Origin of the sequence: Bacillus sp. NTK034 (assembly GCF_017303275.1) — a bacterium.
Taxonomy (GTDB): domain Bacteria; phylum Bacillota; class Bacilli; order Bacillales; family Cytobacillaceae; genus Cytobacillus.
This window is the reverse complement of record NZ_JAFKOJ010000010.1, coordinates 1-14079: the sequence shown is the minus strand read 5'-3', so window position 1 is coordinate 14079 and position 14079 is coordinate 1. Positions and strand designations below refer to the sequence as shown.

At 40.9% G+C, this 14079-nt stretch carries 17 protein-coding genes and 1 pseudogene; 9 read left to right on the top strand and 9 right to left on the bottom strand.

Going from position 1 to position 14079, the window contains the following annotated elements; translation table 11 throughout:
• Window positions 1-66 precede the first annotated feature (66 nt).
• The 4 genes from JI665_RS22955 to JI665_RS22940 form a co-directional block, all read right to left on the bottom strand.
• On the bottom strand, window positions 67-516 hold the full coding sequence (locus JI665_RS22955; RefSeq protein WP_206844615.1) for a MarR family winged helix-turn-helix transcriptional regulator: 450 nt from the start codon (window positions 514-516) through the stop codon (window positions 67-69).
• Between the two features lie 130 nt (window positions 517-646).
• Window positions 647-961: a DMT family transporter gene (locus JI665_RS22950; protein ID WP_206844614.1), complete on the bottom strand. Its 315-nt coding sequence runs from the start codon at window positions 959-961 to the stop codon at window positions 647-649.
• The gene (locus JI665_RS22945) at window positions 961-1296 is read right to left on the bottom strand and encodes a DMT family transporter (protein ID WP_206844611.1); all 336 of its coding nucleotides are present in this window, start codon (window positions 1294-1296) and stop codon (window positions 961-963) included. Before JI665_RS22945 ends, JI665_RS22950 begins: the two co-directional genes overlap by 1 nt.
• Before the next feature lie 75 nt (window positions 1297-1371).
• A complete protein-coding gene (locus JI665_RS22940; RefSeq protein WP_206844607.1) occupies window positions 1372-1956 on the bottom strand; it encodes a TetR family transcriptional regulator in 585 nt (194 codons plus the stop codon).
• Window positions 1957-2149: 193 nt separating this feature from the next.
• Between JI665_RS22940 and JI665_RS22935 the strand changes: the two genes are divergently transcribed.
• Complete coding sequence (locus tag JI665_RS22935; protein WP_206844604.1) at window positions 2150-2884, top strand: SDR family NAD(P)-dependent oxidoreductase; 735 nt, start codon at window positions 2150-2152, stop codon at window positions 2882-2884.
• A 131-nt stretch (window positions 2885-3015) separates the two neighbouring features.
• Here JI665_RS22935 and JI665_RS22930 read toward each other — a convergent pair whose 3' ends face one another.
• Window positions 3016-3360: an SDR family NAD(P)-dependent oxidoreductase gene (locus JI665_RS22930; RefSeq protein ID WP_244671297.1), complete on the bottom strand. Its 345-nt coding sequence runs from the start codon at window positions 3358-3360 to the stop codon at window positions 3016-3018.
• Between the two features lie 2 nt (window positions 3361-3362).
• Here JI665_RS22930 and JI665_RS22925 point away from each other — a divergent pair, with 2 nt between their 5' ends.
• The 5 genes from JI665_RS22925 to JI665_RS22905 all read left to right on the top strand — a co-directional run bounded on the left by JI665_RS22925 (window position 3363) and on the right by JI665_RS22905 (window position 7603).
• Window positions 3363-3869, top strand: coding sequence for a PadR family transcriptional regulator (locus JI665_RS22925; RefSeq protein ID WP_206844600.1), 507 nt, complete (start codon window positions 3363-3365; stop codon window positions 3867-3869).
• A gap of 244 nt (window positions 3870-4113) precedes the next feature.
• A complete protein-coding gene (locus tag JI665_RS22920; RefSeq protein ID WP_206844889.1) occupies window positions 4114-5304 on the top strand; it encodes a CynX/NimT family MFS transporter in 1191 nt (396 codons plus the stop codon).
• Between the two features lie 336 nt (window positions 5305-5640).
• The gene (locus JI665_RS22915) at window positions 5641-6150 is read left to right on the top strand and encodes a hypothetical protein (RefSeq protein ID WP_206844595.1); all 510 of its coding nucleotides are present in this window, start codon (window positions 5641-5643) and stop codon (window positions 6148-6150) included.
• 129 nt (window positions 6151-6279) lie between these two features.
• On the top strand, window positions 6280-6864 hold the full coding sequence (locus JI665_RS22910; protein WP_206844593.1) for an RNA polymerase sigma factor: 585 nt from the start codon (window positions 6280-6282) through the stop codon (window positions 6862-6864).
• A complete protein-coding gene (locus tag JI665_RS22905) occupies window positions 6854-7603 on the top strand; it encodes an anti-sigma factor (RefSeq protein ID WP_206844592.1) in 750 nt (249 codons plus the stop codon). The genes JI665_RS22910 and JI665_RS22905 overlap by 11 nt, the downstream gene beginning before the upstream one ends.
• Window positions 7604-7654: 51 nt before the next feature.
• On the opposite strand, the gene JI665_RS22900 is transcribed toward JI665_RS22905, so the two are convergent.
• The 3 genes from JI665_RS22900 to JI665_RS22890 all read right to left on the bottom strand — a co-directional run bounded on the left by JI665_RS22900 (window position 7655) and on the right by JI665_RS22890 (window position 10572).
• Window positions 7655-8086, bottom strand: coding sequence for a hypothetical protein (locus JI665_RS22900; protein WP_206844590.1), 432 nt, complete (start codon window positions 8084-8086; stop codon window positions 7655-7657).
• 115 nt (window positions 8087-8201) lie between these two features.
• Window positions 8202-8996, bottom strand: a complete 795-nt coding sequence (locus JI665_RS22895) for an extracellular solute-binding protein (RefSeq protein WP_206844588.1) — start codon at window positions 8994-8996, stop codon at window positions 8202-8204.
• Window positions 8997-9180: 184 nt separating this feature from the next.
• Entirely contained in the window at window positions 9181-10572 is a 1392-nt protein-coding gene (locus JI665_RS22890) for a PLP-dependent aminotransferase family protein (RefSeq protein ID WP_206844586.1), read from the bottom strand.
• A 101-nt stretch (window positions 10573-10673) separates the two neighbouring features.
• On the opposite strand from JI665_RS22890, the gene JI665_RS22885 reads away from it, so the two are divergent.
• From JI665_RS22885 to JI665_RS22875, 3 genes are all read left to right on the top strand, one after another.
• Window positions 10674-11603 (top strand): DMT family transporter, encoded by a 930-nt coding sequence (locus JI665_RS22885; RefSeq protein ID WP_206844583.1) that lies wholly within the window; start codon window positions 10674-10676, stop codon window positions 11601-11603.
• 116 nt (window positions 11604-11719) lie between these two features.
• A complete protein-coding gene (locus tag JI665_RS22880; RefSeq protein WP_206844581.1) occupies window positions 11720-12763 on the top strand; it encodes a YeiH family protein in 1044 nt (347 codons plus the stop codon).
• Between the two features lie 59 nt (window positions 12764-12822).
• Window positions 12823-13710, top strand: a complete 888-nt coding sequence (locus JI665_RS22875) for a selenium metabolism-associated LysR family transcriptional regulator (RefSeq protein WP_206844579.1) — start codon at window positions 12823-12825, stop codon at window positions 13708-13710.
• A gap of 176 nt (window positions 13711-13886) precedes the next feature.
• On the opposite strand, the pseudogene JI665_RS22870 reads toward JI665_RS22875, so the two are convergent.
• Window positions 13887-14079: pseudogene (locus JI665_RS22870) on the bottom strand (hypothetical protein); the annotation flags it as partial.

Here is a 14079-nt window from a genome sequence, read left to right as displayed (position 1 = left end):
CCTCTTTTCTCCAAAATTGGATTGGTTGATTTTACTTGCAAAATACAAGTATTAAACCCAGGGGGTTTACCCCTGTAAAGGCCTGCAGCATGCATTGGACTTTGCCATCGCATTATTTAACAAATGAATTGAGCGGATGACTGTTTCTTTTTCAAACTCATTCATTTGGGAAAAAACCTCTTGTAAAAATGCATTCATCTGCTGGTCTATTGACCCTGCAATATATTTGCCTTCAACAGTCAGCGAAAGAATACTGATTCTCTTATCAGCAGGATCCGGCGTTTTCTTAACTAAGTTCAACTTTACTAAAGATTGAACCTGCCTGCTGAAAGTTGTAATATCCGTCCCTAATGTATCTGCAATCTGCTGCATGGACGGGTTATGCTGATTTTCAATCTCATAAAGAATATGGCTTTGAATGAGGGAAATATCGCATCCGCCGACACTGCAGCAATTTTTATTGAGTAAGCCAAAACGGCGCGTCATTATTTGAAACAAACTGCGAAGATTTTCCATTTTTTCACCTCTTGGTTACATTATAGTTATATTATTTGTAAGTTGCAACTATTTTTAATATTTTTTTACCAAAAAAGCAGACCAGCACATTCCCGGTCTGCATCCGATATAATTATAGCTTAATAAGTACTTAAGATGTCATCCCCAAACCAATTACTCCAATTAAGATAAACGCCAGGGATAAAAATTGTTTATATCCGAATTTTTCTTTAAACCAGAACCAACCAGCCAGCGTAATGCCAATGCTCCCCACTCCTGTCCAAATAGCATAGGCCACACCGGCCGGAATCCTTTGCATGGCCATAGATAAACAGAAGAAAGAGAAAATAAAACCAACTGCCATTACAGCGATCGGCCATGTCTTTCTCGTTCCATCCATGTATTTCATGGCGATTGTGGCGATCACTTCTTCGATCCCCGCCAGAACCAATAATCCCCAAGCCATTAAGATCCACCTCTCGCTTCCGTGTTTTCCTGTTTCGTAAAAGTCTTCATGCCCATAATTCCTGCCAATAATATCACCAGAAAGAATACTTGAGTTACCGAAAACGGCTCCCCCATTAACACACCTAAAATATAAGTGCCTGCAGTTCCAATCCCGACGAATACGGTATAAGCCGCTGCAACAGGAATTACCTTGTATGAGCGGATCAATAATATGAAACTTGCTGCTATCAGCACAGCGGTAATCGTCCAATCCAGGAATGAATCTGCATATTTTAGACCTGAAGCCCACATCACTTCAAGGATGCCGGCTGCAAATACTAACATCCATTTCATTTACTCTCAACCTCCTCTGAATGACAGTCAGTCATTTTTCCCTAAAGAAAAATTATTGGAAGCAGTCCAATAATTTTAGCCCGTGATTAATGATTTTCTCATAAATTTAAAAAGCTCTTCTTTATAAACAGTCAGGGACTCATCCTGCTCGCCGCCAATATAATATCTTTCAGCAGCATTTTCGATAAGGTTAATGATGGTCCTTGAGATCCACTTGACATTAATGTCTGCGTAAATTTCTTCTTTTTGAACTGCCTTGCTGATTTCAATCTCAAGCCATTCGTAATATGGCCGATATACCTCTTCCCACTTTTCCAGGGAATGATTGAATGCGAGTCCTGAGTATACAAGTACTATGATATCTTTATGTTCATCGGTAATCTTGAAGGTCTCATCAATAATGACATCCAAAGTACTCCAGAAGCTTTCTCCTTCCTGCACCTTACTCTTCATGCGATCGAGAATTTTGGTGAGAAGTGAATTAGCGATTGCAGGTACCAAATCACTTTTTGAAGAAAAATATAAATAGAACGTTCCCTGAGCGATGCCTGCTTTCTTAACGATCTCCGATACCGAGGATTTTTCAAGGCCTTTTTCAGAAATAACCTCTATAGAAGCGTTCAGGATTCTACTGTATTTATCATCTGGCCGATCCTGCATGAATTTACCCTCCTTACCTAGAAGTGACTGACTGTCATTCATTATACCAATCCATTTCCTTTCTATCAAGAATAATGAAAAATCCCTTAAAACTTGGTATTTTTCCAGAACTAATTACTTTGCACAAAGTATATTATCGATTATACTTGATTTGTAAACGCTGATTAAAAAGATAAATCAAGGGGGCAATTTGATGGGAAAATTCGATAATAAAATTGTATTGGTTACTGGCGGAGCATCAGGAATGGGAAAACGCATGACTGAGCTTTTAATCGAAGAAGGCGCATATGTTATTGCAGCGGATATTAATAAAGAGCTTTTAGACGTTGTCAGTCAAAATGATGCAGTAGAAGGCAAATTGCTGAATGTCATGTCAGAGGATGATTGGAAAGAGACTGTGGACGAAATTGTTGCCGAACATGGAAGAATCGATGTTCTTATTAATAATGCAGGCATTTCAAGTGAAAAAAATATAGATGATGTGACAATTGAAGATTGGGATCTCATGATGCGCATCAATGGTTTCGGGCCTTTTGCAGGAATGAAGCATGTATTGCCGCAAATGGTCAAACAGCAAAGCGGTGCCGTTGTGAATATTTCCAGCTACACAGCCATGGTTGGAATGGGAACAAACACGTACACTGCTTCAAAAGGTGCTGTCAGAGCAATCTCCAGAGCGGCAAGCACACAGTTTGGCCGATTCGGAATAAGGGTTAATGCCGTTTTCCCTGGGGTCATTAAAACGCCAATGACAGAGAACCTGTCAGAATCAAGTGAAGTGCTGCAGAGACTAATTCAGGCGACTCCGCTTCAAAGACTTGGTGAAGCTGATGACGTGGCACGTGCTGTATTGTTCCTTGCTTCAGATGATGCTTCTTATATCACAGGAGCAGAATTAGTTATTGACGGCGGTTTCTCAGCACAATAGACAAGCGGAACGAGCCCGCTTGTCTGCTTCTGGCCTCGGGGCGGATGGCGCAAAGTGCAGACGTTATCTAACTTCAAAGAGATAAGCATATCCTTAAACAAAGAAACTGTCCAAGCGGACAGTTTCTTTATTTATGTTAATTTTTGCGTTCCCCCGACAACCATAGGAGCCTGGTTCACCTGGCCCGAAATCCCGGCACCTGAAGCAGAGTTAATCACGAATCCTTTATTTTTCTTAAACTGTTCATAAGAGACTTGCATTAAATGGATAGTAGGGTAAAATCCTGTATTAAAGGATAATTCAAAGTCTTCCAGTGTTGTTTTCATAAATGATATCTGTCTGGTAACATGCGCGTTGTTGACAAGGATGTCCACTTTTCCATACGGTGAGATTGTCTCCTGTAAAAGCTCAACGGCATTTTCCTTGCGGGATATGTCTTTTTCAATCGCAGAGTAATTGTTTAAAAGGAGCTGCAATTATGTCAATGCAAATCGTAATTCTTGGTCTATTAAAAGTGAAAGAATATCATCCATATGAAATGAAAAAAGTCATTTTAGAACACAAATGGGATCACCTATTCCCCGTTACGGACGGCAATTTATATCATGCCATCCGCAAGCTCGAAAAGCATAAGTGGATCCAGGCTGAAAAGCAGGAGCAGGTGAATAACCGGCCAAACCGGACTGTCTACCAAATTACAGAAGAAGGAAAAAATCAGCTTTCAGAAGAAATCATTGAGGTGTTTAAAAAGCGGGTGCCTGAACCGCGCTCCCTTTATCCGGCCCTATTATTCATCGAATCAACCGAAGTCCCTGCAGCAGCAGAGCATATTAAATCATGGATCTCCGAACTGAAGACAGAAAGTGAAGGGAAGCATGATTACCAGGACGTCATTCCGAACCTGATCCAGGAGCATTATAGTGGATTAAATAAGTTTTATATGAATTGGCTTAATAAAATTCTGGATGCATTAGAATCAATTTAAGAAAAGAAGTAAGGGTCCTCCCTTACTTCTTTTAATTACCGGCTGCTTCCCCTCAGATTTTAATACCCTCTAATAAACTGTAAAAATATTGCCATTTTGCTTAAAACTATATACTTTTAACCTGAAAACAATTATACTATTCTGAATATTATCCTTTCGTTATGCGAAGGATTTTCGAATTACCTTTAAGGAGTGTCTATAGTTGAGAAGTTCAGCAAAGTTTGATTTAAAAACCTTTTTCCTGATGGCCGGCATTATTTTTGTGGCTTTTAATTTACGCCCTGCGATTACATCAGTTGGGCCATTGATAGGAGCAATCCGGGATGAAACGGGAATTTCCAATGGTGCAGCAGGCCTTCTGACTACCCTCCCGCTCGTTGCTTTCGCCCTTCTCTCTCCTTTTGTTCCAAAGATTGCCCAAAAGCTTGGAAGTGAATGGAGCATTCTTTTGGGTTTGATTATTTTGGGAGCCGGCATTGCGGCCCGTTCTTTGGGAATGCTTCCGCCGCTGTACATAGGAACTATTTTAATAGGTTTAGGGGTTGGTCTTTGCAATGTGCTTCTTCCTGGAATGGTCAAGGAAAAGTTTCCGCAGAAGGTTGGCCTGCTCACAGGCATCTATACATTTTCAATGGGAATTTGTGCAGGACTTGCGCCAGGATTCAGTATCCCGCTTGCAGAAAACATTGGCCTGGGATGGAGGCTTTCACTTGGTGTATGGGCCATCTTAATTCTTATCGCCATCATTGTCTGGCTTCCGCAGATCAGCTTACAAAAGAAAAAAAAGGAAGCACCTAAAGTATCTGCACCAAAGGGTTCTATCTGGTCCTCACCCATCGCCTGGCAGGTCACACTGTTTATGGGATTGCAATCAATGGTCTATTTCAGCACAACCACCTGGCTCCCCGAAATTCTTCATAGCCAGGGACGGGAAATCGCTGACGCCGGATGGATGGTAACGGTTCTCCAGTTTTCAGGACTACCTGTTAATTTTATTATTCCCGTTCTTGCCGATCGGCTGCCTAACCAAAAAGGGATTGCTCTTGGCATCGGCATTTTCACTTTTGCCGGCATATCGGGTCTCCTGATGAATGTTAATGCCATCATCTCTAACATCAGCATCGTTCTCCTCGGGATTGGTCTTGGAGCTGCAATCAGTCATTCCTTAACCCTGATCGGCCTTCGTGCTGAAAATGCCAAACAGGCTGCCAGCCTTTCAGGAATGGCTCAATCCGTGGGCTACCTGCTGGCAGCGGCAGGACCGATTCTCATCGGCTCACTGTATGATCTGTTCCACTCCTGGACGGTTCCACTGATATTCCTGATGGCCATTACGGCTATCTTTACCATTTCCGGAATTGGGGCAGGGCGTAATCAATTTGTGCTGCAGGATAAGTACCATAAACAGAAAAAGACAGCTTCAACAATTGCATAAATCATAAAACAGCAGCCGGTTCACATAAGACCGGCTGCTGTTTTAATTTCTGAGTTTATTTGAGCGTACAAGTACTTTTATCCTTAACCTCGTCATTCATAACGAAATACTATGATTGTATTATTTCCCTGAATCATCAGAGCACTAAAATCAGGCATAGTCAGATTGGAAAGTTATATACAAATATAAATTGTTAAACTTATCAATGCCAGAATGCGAGTTGTTGATTCCGCCCTGTTTTGAGGAATCTTAAAAGCTTTTAAATTTGTATAAAACCGTTTACACCTCCCTTACGTTACCTGTATTTGATAAGAAAAAATAACGGAGGGATTCATCATGAAAACAAAAATTTATTTTTGGACAATTCTTTTAGCTGGCATACTTTTTGCAGGATGCAGCTATCAGGAAAAACCAGAAAGTACAGGTGCAAAGGAACAAGCACAAGAAACAACAACAGCGGTTAACAACGAGTCAGAAAAAGATCTTGCAGAATCGGATACGAAACTTCAACTGCTGGAAAACAAAAAAATAGGTAAATATCTTACAGATGCTAAAGGTATGGCACTTTACTACTTTGCAAAAGATCAGCCAAATACATCAAATTGCAGTGGAGATTGCCTTAAAAACTGGCCTGCTTTCTACTCTGAAGACCTTGCTGTTCCAGAAGGATTTAATAAAGAAGACTTCGGAACGATTACTCGGCCTGACACTGGTGAGAAACAAACGACCTACAAGGGCTATCCGCTTTACTACTTCGTAAGGGACGGAGCATCTGGTGATGTAAACGGACAAGGCGTCAAAGATGTTTGGTTTATTGTTAACAGCGAAACATTATTTGCACAATAATGGATACTGCTGAAGGAACTGCCTGGTTTATCGGCAGTTCTTTTTTTCCTCCCCTATCAAATTTTCCCGACAATCTATGTTAACATCTATACTAAATAATTTCGTTTAACAAGGGAGCGATTTCCGTCAATGAATTCTAAGTCAGATGAAGAACTAATAGAATTAATTGTTCAAAATCATCGGCCAGCACTTGAAGAGCTGTATGACCGATATGTAAAACTTATTTACAGCTTCTCCATAAAAATAACCAAGGGCGATACGGAAAAAACGAAAGAAATTGTTCAGCAGGTGTTCCTTCGGCTTTGGACGACAAAAAACACCTATAATGCATCCCAAGGACAGTTTGTGAACTGGCTTCTAACCATAACTCGAAACATTTCCATAGATCTCATCCGTAAAGAACAAAAATATAAAGGGACGGTCCAATTGGAGCTTGAAGAATGGCAGCAAATGCAAGGTCTTCCAGCTGATGATGTCCAGCAGCAAGTTACAAGAAATCTGCTAAAACAGCAGATTCAAGAAGCAAAACGACATCTCTCTGAACCACAGCAGCGCCTGATCAACTTATTATATTGGGAAGGCTACTCCTTAAGTGAAATAGCAGAACTTGAACAAAAGCCGCTGGGTACGATTAAAAGCCGCCTGCATCAGGCCTTAAAAAAGCTTCGGAATAATTTCAACGGGAAAATAGGAGGTGTTCGGCATGGAGAATAAATGTGATAATTTATCTTTATATATTATAAATGAACTTACAAACCAAGATAAAAAACAGTTCGAAGACCATCTGCTAAAGTGCGCAAAATGCCAGCAGGAACTGAAATCTATACAAGAAACATGGCAAATGCTTTCTTATGATATAGAAGAAACAGAGGTACCGGAATCATTGAAGTCACAAGTGATGGATTTTGTCTTTGAAGAAAATAAATTTCTTAAACACGAAGAAAAAATAGAAGCCGAACCGATTAGCTTTAAAGAACGAATTTTATCAGTTGCCGAAAGGCATTTTTCACCCCTATCCACTGCTGTAACAGCTATTTTAATCATTTGTTTAATTGGGTTTTATTGGAACAGCCTTCAATTGAAAGATACGATTAAGTCATTAGAGAATAAAGCTGCTGATCCGGCACAAATTGTTACGACTTATTCCTTAACAGGGCAAAGCTTAGCTGCTTCTGCAACCGGCAGCGCATACCTTCTTCAGGTAGGTACGGAAACAAGTCTTGTCATTGCTTTAAACAATTTGCCTATTACAAAGAAAAATGAAGTATACCAAGTATGGCTGTTACAGAACGGAAATCGGCAAAGTGCCGGCACTTTGATACCTGATCAAAACGGGAGCGGCCTTATCACCTACCGCCTTCCTTCAGAATATTCCTTTGAAGATATTGGGATTACATTGGAACCTAATCCATTCAACACTCAGCCGCAAGGGCAAAAAGTGCTGGGGACGTAATATAACAAAATAAACCTGCCCAATGAAATTTAGGGCAGGTTTATTTTGTTATTATTCAGCTAATTTCACTTTAAATGACTCTAATTTTTCCTTTGTTTCGTTAACCAGTTCCTTCATTTTAGCAGAGTCAGCCTGATCTTTTTGAGATTCACTAATTAGTGGATATAAGCTTTCTTCAATACTTTCGTAGTCTTCAGGAAAATTCTCCTCCACTTTCTTCTCAATCTCATCCCAGTTTTCCTCAAGGTCTTTGCCTGTTTTTTGTATCAGTTCCAAGTTTTCCGCTTTATTTTTCAAATTAGCTTGTAATTCATCCAGAACCGCCATTACCTCATCACTGCCATTTAAAAGCTCATCATCCATTTGTCCGTCTGAGTTGTTCGCTTTTGAATTTTCCTTTGTCTCATTATCTCCATTTGAACTGCAGCCAGCTGCCATTATAACGATCACTAATATTGATATATATGAACGTATTTTTTTCACATGAACCCTCCTCGCCCATTTCATTCCCTCTATTAGATTCTTCAAACTGGATAAGAAGTCACAGACTGTTGTTTTTCGATAAAAATATAGTCATTTTTAATTGAAGATTCGCCTCCTACTTCCATCCCCATTTTTGGAAAATCTTATGGGCTGATTCAGTTTGCAAATATTTTATAAACTTTTTTGCCTCTTTTTTATTGTGCGACGCTTTGGCAATAGCAATGGGTGTTCCTCTGTATATCTTTTCCTCATCAGGTAATTCAATTAATTCCGTTTCATCCCTCAAGCGATAATGCCAGGACTCATATGTGATCCATGCATCCAGCTTTGAATTTGTCCTCCAAAGATCAATGGCTTCAGCACTGGTTTTGACTGAAATATCAATGTTTTGATTTAAACCAGCGATCAGGCCCTTTCTTCCTGCCAGGTCTTCCCAAAGGCCAAGCTGGCCTGCACCGTTAACATCCACTATTTTAACTCCTGGCTTTGCTAAATCCTCAAGCGACTCTATTTTTTGGGGATTTCCTTTTCTCACCAGAATACCAGCAGCACGAGGATACAGCTCTGTTCGTGATTTTTCGTCTATCATTCCAGGATGGTTAAACACAAAGTTTTGCATCATATACTCTGAACCGCCATAAATGATGTCCGCATTCTCCTTTGCCTGCTGAATCCAATTGGATTCAGGTCCAGCCGTTACGTTCACCCTGATACCTGTTTCCGCTGAAAACTTTTCTGCAGCCTCCTTTATCGGGCCCAAAGGACCACCTGGACCATAAACTTGAACAGCTTCAGTCTGTGCGGCTTCAACTGAAGAATTTGCCGGCTCTACGGAATTCGAAAATGCCGTAAAACCCGCAGCACCTGCCATAACAAATAGACAAACCATCAGGAAAGAAAACTTTTTCATTCAAGAAACCCTCCATCTAATTTTTCAGGCAAAAGCCTGTTACAAATGGAAACGTACTGAATGGACAAACAGTTCGCTTTACTTGGTAAAATGAGTATTAATAACTACTTTAGAAATCATGCAAATGTTCTCCATAGTATGGGTCTGGATAGGCTGCGCATGCAATATCACCACTTATCAGGTTTTACAATTCAAACCATGCCCTGGCTAACACCCTTATTGCTTCATATATCTCTTCTTCAGATAGTAAGGCAAAACCAAGCAATACAGTGTGACCGTCATTTTCTCCAAATTGAGATACAGGATAAATTTTTATTTCTGCCTCTAAGGCTTTCCTGATCAGCTGCTGTTCATTCATTTCATTATTCGGCCGAAGTAATATGTGCAAACCTGAGTCCTGTCCGATTACTTCAGAAACTGGTGGAAAATACTTCGATATGGCAGAAATTAGGATGTCTCTTTTCCTTCGATATACGACCCTCATTTTCTGGATATGCTTATCCCAGTACTCCTCCTGAAGAAATTTAATCAAGATCTCCTGATCTGTCCGTGAAACAGTTTGCGCATAAAAGAAATAATCTTCCTGATAAATCTTCAGCAAAGGTCTTGGAAGGACCATATAACTAATCCTTAGAGAGGGAAGCAGGGCTTTCGAGAAAGTACCCATATAGATTACTTTTTCATCCTTATCCAATCCCTGCAGGGCCGGGATCGGCTTGCCTGTGTACCGGAATTCACTGTCATAATCATCTTCAATGATATAACGGCCAGGCTTTTCCTTTGCCCATTTTAAAAGCTGCATCCTTCTGGCAATAGGCATAATCATACCGCATGGAAATTGGTGCGATGGTGTGACAAAGACGATGTTTGCTCCTGACTTTTTCAGTTTAGATAAAATAAGTCCATCTTTATCGAGAGGAATGTCCCTCACATTGTCCATTCCTTTTTCAAAGATGACGAGCCTGCGGTGATATCCCGGATTTTCGACAGCAAAAATACTGCCATCCAGCAGCTGCAATAAAGTTTTCATTAAATATTGTGTTCCTGAGCCAAGAATGATTTGGCTGGGGGAACAATTTACACCCCTGGATTTATACAGATAACTCGCGATCTGGTTCCGTAATTCCAGCTCGCCTTGAGGGTGGCCAATCATTAGAACCTCGCCATTATCCTTAGTCAGGACTTGATTTGTTAATTTCCGGAACACAGAGAAAGGGAACGTCCTAATATCCACCCCGGAATGTGTAAAATGATACAGGTACTTACCCTCAGTATGCTGTTTTTCTTCAGCGAAAGGCTCTTCATTTTCTGAAGCAAAATGGTTCTGTTCAACTTCACTCACAAAATATCCTTTGCGCGCCTTCGATTCGATGTATCCTTCAGCCATAAGCTGTTCATATGCAGATTCAATTGTGTTCTCACTGACCAGAAGATATCTGGCAAATTTCCTTTTGGAAGGGAGCTTTGCCATTACCGCCAGATTGCCTGTCTTAATTTCTTTTTTAATATATTTATATAATTGCACATATAGTGCCTCACCGCTTGTAAAGTCTAGATTTGGCGTTAACTCGGACATCAGCCTGACCCCCTTAAAAATTAAAAATCTGACCCTTCTAACAACACCAGTTATTATCTATAATACATGATAATAACCAATACAGTAAGGAGACAAACAACATGAGCAATTCACGCAAGCTGGGACTGGCCATGATCATAAGCGGAGCTTCTTTATGGGGATTATCCGGTCCAATGCTGCAGTGGTTTTTTCAGGAAACCCACTTATCATCAAGCGATTATTTAGTTGTCAGATTGATTGCGGCAGGCATTTTCACGCTCATTTTCTTATCTTGCCGGAAAGTAAATGTATTTGCGATATGGAAATATCCCCGCCACTGGATACAGCTTCTTCTTTTTGCTGTTTTGGGGATGCTTGGAGGGCAATATGCTTTTATCGAAACCATTCAGGTGAGCAATGCCGTTACAGCAACCCTGTTTCAATTTGCTGGTCCGGTTCTGATCACCATTTATGTGGCAATCGAGTCCAAACGATGGCCAGCCAAGATCCATTTGCTGGCCATTGTCACTGCTCTATCAGGGATTTTTCTGCTTATTACCAACGGATCCCTGGATCAAATCCTTTTATCAGAAAAGGCTTTATGGATCGGTTTTCTAACGGCGCTTGGATTTGCCTTTTATACATTGCAGCCTGTTTCCCTCATTAAGACCTGGGGAACGATGACAATCATCGGGTGGGGAATGCTGCTCGGCGGAATCGTCCTATATTTGCTGATGCCATCATTCAGCTTTGCCACCCTGGCAGGAGCACTGCATATGGGTACATTATCTATGTTAATTAGCATTATTGTGATCAGCACCCTCTCTTTTTTACTTTATATAGGGAGTCTGAAGTATCTTTCCCCCACAGAAACCAGTCTTTTATCCAGTATTGAGCCTCTTGTGGCAGCTTTGATATCCTTCCTGTGGCTAAAAGAAACTTTCGGGAGCTATCAAATGCTTGGCGGTGTTTTCATCATTGCAGGAGTGCTATTCCTATCAATGAAAGAAAAAGAAGAGGAAGTCATTATTTTGCAGCAAAAAGGGGCTTAATCCATACACTTTTGAATCATTAAGAAATCCAATAAACCTTATTAAACAATCGGTGAAGCGGTTCTCCTTTCCTATGGTACGGTTAAGGTATCAAATGAACGAAAGGGGAACTATCTGTGGAAGCTCAAAAAATTCAAGAATATGTAATAGAAGAACCTAAAAAAAAACAAAAGGCTATCGGATTTGCAAAAGGATTATCGCTGACCCTTTTCCTTGCGGTTCTGGCTGGCCAAATTGCCAATCTTCCCTTTTTCTCCATTCTCGGAATTATGATCCTCTCCATTTTGCTGGGAGGCATTTGGGGAAATACGCTATCTGTACCTGTGGACGCTCATTCAGGTGTACAGTTCTCAAGCAAGGTATTGCTTCGGGCAGGGATTATTTTATTGGGCTTTAGGCTGAATTTGCAGGAAATTATCTCAGCAGGCTTTTCCATCATGATCATCGATGTTGTGGTCATCGTTTTTACCATGAGTTTCATCCTGCTTTTGGGCAAAGCGTTCAGAATCAATAAGAAATTGTCAGCTTTACTTGCTGCTGGCACTGCTATTTGCGGAGCGGCAGCCATTATTGCGATTGCGCCTATTGTCAAAAGCAAGGAAGAGCAAACCGCTGTTGCAGTATCATGCATAGCCGTTTTAGGGACCATTGGGGCCATTTTGTATATTGTTTTATTTCCCTTGCTTCCTATCAGCGAGCAGGAATATGGTGTATTAGCCGGGGCAACACTGCATGAACTTGCCCATGTAGTGGCTGCAGGTGTTCCGGGCGGGGATGTCAGCAGTGACTCTGCCATTCTTGTAAAACTGGGAAGAGTCCTGTTATTGATACCAGTTGCCCTTATCATAAGCTTTGTTTACAGCAGAAAAAACAGCGGCAAAGGCCGGAATATAGGGAAGCTGCCAATCCCATGGTTTATTTTCGGATTTCTCCTTACCAGCCTGATCAATACTATTTTCTCCATACCGGGCAGTATCATCAGCATCTTTTTATTACTGAGCACCTACCTCCTTGCAATGGGTATGGCAGGCCTGGGGCTTAATATTAAATGGAAAGACTTTGTGAAAGTAGGCTTTAAACCAGTGGCTGTTGCCATAGCAGGCTTTCTGGGTCTTCTTGCCATAACCCCTCTGCTTCTCTTACTATATAAAGTTTTTTAAATGTCCCCTAATCAATTACAATAGATAGAGGGAAGTTACATGATTGAAGGAGGATACCTATGAACCTCGACTATTTAAAAGTATTTTATGTCACCGCCAATAATAAAAGTTTTTCCCAGACTGCCAAGGATCTTCACCTCTCTCAATCCAGTGTGAGCCTTCAAATCAAACAACTCGAAGAACAGTGGGATTGTCAGCTCTTTGAACGGACAACCAAAAAAATCTCACTGACTCCTGCAGGCGAAATCCTATATCATAAAGTCAAAAAACTGATAGCTTTAATGAATGAAACTGAAAATGAACTGGAAGAATTAAAGGGAAGTGTACATGGGGACTTAAAGGTCGGAGCCAGCTTAACGATCGGGGAGCATGTACTCCCCTTTTTATTAGCCGATTTTTCGAGTCTCTATCCGAAAGTCAGCCTGCATTTAAATGTATATAATTCCAGGCATATCGTTGAGAAGCTGTTAAATCATGAAATCAATTTAGGGTTCATTGAATCCATGCTCTCCTACCCAGCCTTAAAACAGGTTCCTTTTGCCAAAGATGAGTTGATTATCATAGCCTCTCCTGAAAATAAATTCATTAAGACGGACAATATAACCATCGAGGAGCTGCTGTCAGTTCCTATTATTATCCGGGAAAAAGGATCAGGAACAAGGCAAGTGATGGAAGATTCCTTTAGAAGATGCCATGTAGATGCCTCCAAATTGAATGTCATTATGGAACTGAAACACACCGAAGCCATTAAAACCTGCGTAGAAGCGGGTTTAGGCATTTCCATCATCTCAAAGTCTGCTGTAAAAAAAGAACTTCGGCTCGGGACTTTAAAACAATTACATATAGAAGGAATTACAATGCAGCGGGACTTCTACATGATCTATCATGAGGAAGCCCTGAAACATACCAGCAGGAAGCTGATGGAATTTATTACATCAAGACAGTGAGAATAAAGAAAGTACTAAAAAGCTCAATGCCGCAGACTTGGAGTTCAGTGCTTATGAAGGTACATAATAAATGAAAAGCAGCCCCATTCATATTATGAATGGGGCCTTATCAGATTGATATAAATCGGGTTCGTATTCGGACTGCTCTCCGCTTTTTCTCCTTCATCCTGTCCGAATCAGGCACGTATTCGGACTGCTTTTCCCTTTTTCTCCTTCATCCTGTCCGAACCTGGCTCGTATTCGGACTGCTTTTCGCCTTCTCTCTTGCATCCTGTCCGAACCTGGCTCGTATTCGGACTGCTTTTCCCTTTTTTTCCTTCATCCTGTCCGAACCTGGCTCGTATTCGGACTGCTTTTCGCCTTCTCTCT